Origin of the sequence: Novosphingobium arvoryzae (assembly GCF_014652615.1) — a bacterium.
GTDB classification, from domain to species: Bacteria; Pseudomonadota; Alphaproteobacteria; order Sphingomonadales; family Sphingomonadaceae; genus Novosphingobium; species Novosphingobium arvoryzae.
Genome location: NZ_BMZD01000020.1, coordinates 1 through 3151, shown reverse-complemented (window position 1 = coordinate 3151; position 3151 = coordinate 1). Strand labels below are relative to the sequence as shown.

Here is a 3151-nt window from a genome sequence, read left to right as displayed (position 1 = left end):
GTAAGCGCCGACGGAAGGCGGCGTTGACGCGGCGTCAGGCTGCTGCGCAGCAGCGCTTGTACTTCTTGCCTGAGCCGCATGGGCATTGCTCGTTGCGCCCTGTTTTGCCGGTCTGCATTGCGCGAAGAGCGGGTTTCTTGTCTTCGCGCATGAGTGCGAGCTGGCGCATTCCGACGAGCGCACGCGGGAGAAGCGCGGCGTGCTCGTCGCGGATTTCGTCGGCGTCCTCGCGCTCTTCGAACGGCTCGCCGATGTCCATGAAGCCGGTGAACAGGGCAACGAACGTGGCGGTGCGTTCGTCCTCGGCGATGGCCGACCAGTAATCCGGCGCCAGCTTCATGGCGCTCCAGAAGCCCCTGACCCAGGTCCTGACCTTGCCGTGGTCTGGCTTCTGACCCGGCTCGCAGAAGGCGGGAGCGAAGCCGGGCCAGCCTTTGGTGAAGCTGGCCTCGATAGCCTTGCGATGGGCCAGGACCGTAACAAGGCCCTGTTCGATCCGGGCAGGATCGACCGCAGGCCGTTCTCGCCACAGACCCATGACCCACTGCGCGGTTTCCAGGTGCGGCGTGACCAGCACGCCGGTGAGGTAGCCATCCATTTCCAACGCCGGCAGGAGGCCGGGGTCGCGGACCAGCGGCAGTTGGATGGCGGGGTGCGGTGTTGCGGTAGTCATGCCGCCAGTGCAGTATCGCGAGCCGCCTGCCAGCGCCATGGCAGGAGTTCGTCGATCCGGTTGATCGGATGGCTCCCGATCCGCTCGATCACATCGGTGAGCCAAGCCTCCGGTTCGACGCCATTGAGCTTGCAGGTCTCGACCAGCGAGTAGAACAGCGCAGATGCTTGCCCGCCCTTGATCGAGCCAACGAACATCCAGTTGCGGCGCCCCAAGGCCACACCGCGCAAGGCGTTCTCGACCAGATTGTTGCTGATCTCGAGCAGGCCGTCATCGCAGTAGCGGATCATGGCGGCCCACCGATTCAGCGGATAGCGGCATGCCTTGGCCAGAGCGCTGTCGGACGACAGCCCCTGCTCCATAGTCTCCAGCCAGCTTCGCAGCGACGCAAGTCTGGGTAAGGCGCGTTCCTGCCTGGCCCGCCGCCTCTGGTCCGGCGGCGCGCCCTTGATCTCGCGCTCGATCGCAAAGAGCTCGGCGATCCTGACCACGGCTTCGGCCGCGACCGGTGACGGGTTCTTGTCGAGCACGTCGGTAAACTTGCGCCGCGCATGGGCCCAGCAGCCAACCTCGACAACATCGCGTGGTGCCTTGGTCTTTGGGTCGCGGTAGAGCGCGTTGTAGCCCGCAAAGCCGTCCGCCTGCAGAAAGCCGCGGTAATTGGCGAGGTGCGCGGCCGGATGTTGGCCGCCGCGATCCGCGCTGAAGCGGTAAGCCACAGCTGGCGGTTCCATGTCGCCGCTCGACCAGCCATGGCGCAGATAGACCCAGAAGCGTGCGATGGCACTGCCATTCCCGTTGCCCAGCAAGGTGACTGGCGTGTCGTCGCCATGGATCTTCGGCGCTTCCAGGATGTACGCCAGCAGCCGCTCGCCCAGCGGCGCCATCAGCCAGGCGAGCTTGCGGGCCCATCGGCTCATCACGTCGCGATCGATGTCGATGCCCTGCCGGCGCAGGATCACCGATTGCCGATTCCATGGCACGTGATCGACGAAGCGGCTTACGATCAGATGCGCCAGCAGCGCACTGCTGGCCATGACCCTGGGCAGCGGCAGGTCGATCGCGGGGGCTTGGCGGATCTGCTCGCACATCCGGCAGGCAATACGCGGACGCACGTGCCGGATCACGCGGAAGCGCGCCGGGATATAGTCCAGCACTTCGGTGACGTCCTCACCGATCTGCGTCTGCTGACCAGTACAGCCCGGCGAACATGTCCCCGGCCGATGCTCGACCACCTGGCGCGGCACATGTGCCGGGATCGGCGCCCTGACCCCGGCCTTACGCGGTGCCGGCTGCCGCACCTCGCCAAGTGATCCCGCGTCATCGTTGGCGGCAACAGGCGTGTCGATTTCGTCGAACATCAGCCGCAACTGGGCGATATCCATCTTCTCGGAGCTGCGGCCAAACTGGACGCGCAGCAGTCGTGCCAAGCGATGCTCGAGCTTCTCGATCGTGAGGCCCTGAGTGGTGACGACCGCCTTGGCGGCATTCAACGCAGCGCGCTCCTGCTCGAGCAATTCGGCCATTTCCCGCAGCATCCGCTGCAGGAGAACCGGGTCGGAAGGAAGGCGATCAAGCTCGAACCGCATGGCCATTTTCATAGCCGATGCGAGGGCAAAACCCCAGCAAAATCCCGGTTTTCTGAGAGATTTTCAGCTAGACCAAGCTCGGCGCCACCACCTCGTCGTGTACGATCGCCTGCTTCCAGTTCAGGCCCTCGATCAGCATCGCCATCTGTGCAGCCGACAGTCGCACCGCGCCTTCGCTCGCCCTGGGCCACACGAACTTTCCGCGTTCCAGGCGCTTGGCGTACAGGCACAAGCCCGATCCATCCCATACCAGCGCCTTAAGGCGATTCCCGCGCTTGCCCCGAAACAGGAACACCGCGCCAGAGAACGGGTCGAGCCGAAGGATGTTGCGTACCTGCGCCGATAACCCGTCAAAGCCCTTGCGCATGTCACACGGCGCCAGCGACAGGTAGATCTTCGCCGATGGTGGCAACGTCAGGCTCAAAGCTCGAGCTCCCCGACAAGTTCGAGCACCATCTTCAGCGCGCCGCGATCAACCAGACTGTCGACCGACACCGTAAATCCGCCCCGGGCGCGGATATCGATCCGGCCATGCGGGACCGAAGGCACCGTCGGCGCATCCGGGACCAGTTCCACCGGTACGAACCCGGCCATCGCCCCGCGCAAAAGCTGCCGCCGCCAGGTGTAAAGCTGGCCAGTCCCGATCCCGTGCCGACGCGCCACCACCGCCATGATCGCGCCCGGCTCGGTCGTCTCCTTCAGGATCGCCAGCTTCTCCTCGTCGCTCCAACGGCGCCGGCGCTCCACTCGAACGAGCGCCGCACCGTCGTGCCGACCGCTCATACGAGGCTCGTTTGACTGCTCGATATCCACTCGCAAAGCCTCCTGTCGCCTCGCGAACTCCATCACCGCCCAGAAACTGACAAGGCCGGGTTCCGTCGGCGCTTAC

General features: G+C 65.1%; 4 protein-coding genes. All 4 read right to left on the bottom strand.

The features are described 5' to 3' along the window. Nucleotides 1–34: 34 nt before the first annotated feature. On the bottom strand, nt 35–673 hold the full coding sequence (locus IE113_RS16110) for a UPF0149 family protein (protein WP_189543348.1): 639 nt from the start codon (nt 671–673) through the stop codon (nt 35–37). Then, a complete protein-coding gene (gene tnpC / locus IE113_RS16105) occupies nt 670–2268 on the bottom strand; it encodes an IS66 family transposase (protein ID WP_189543347.1) in 1599 nt (532 codons plus the stop codon). The genes IE113_RS16110 and tnpC overlap by 4 nt, the downstream gene beginning before the upstream one ends. A gap of 61 nt (nt 2269–2329) precedes the next feature. After that, a complete protein-coding gene (gene tnpB, locus IE113_RS16100) occupies nt 2330–2686 on the bottom strand; it encodes an IS66 family insertion sequence element accessory protein TnpB (protein WP_373297886.1) in 357 nt (118 codons plus the stop codon). After that, entirely contained in the window at nt 2683–3045 is a 363-nt protein-coding gene (gene tnpA / locus IE113_RS16095) for an IS66-like element accessory protein TnpA (protein WP_189543345.1), read from the bottom strand. The genes tnpB and tnpA overlap by 4 nt, the downstream gene beginning before the upstream one ends. Between the last annotated feature and the right edge of the window lie 106 nt (nt 3046–3151).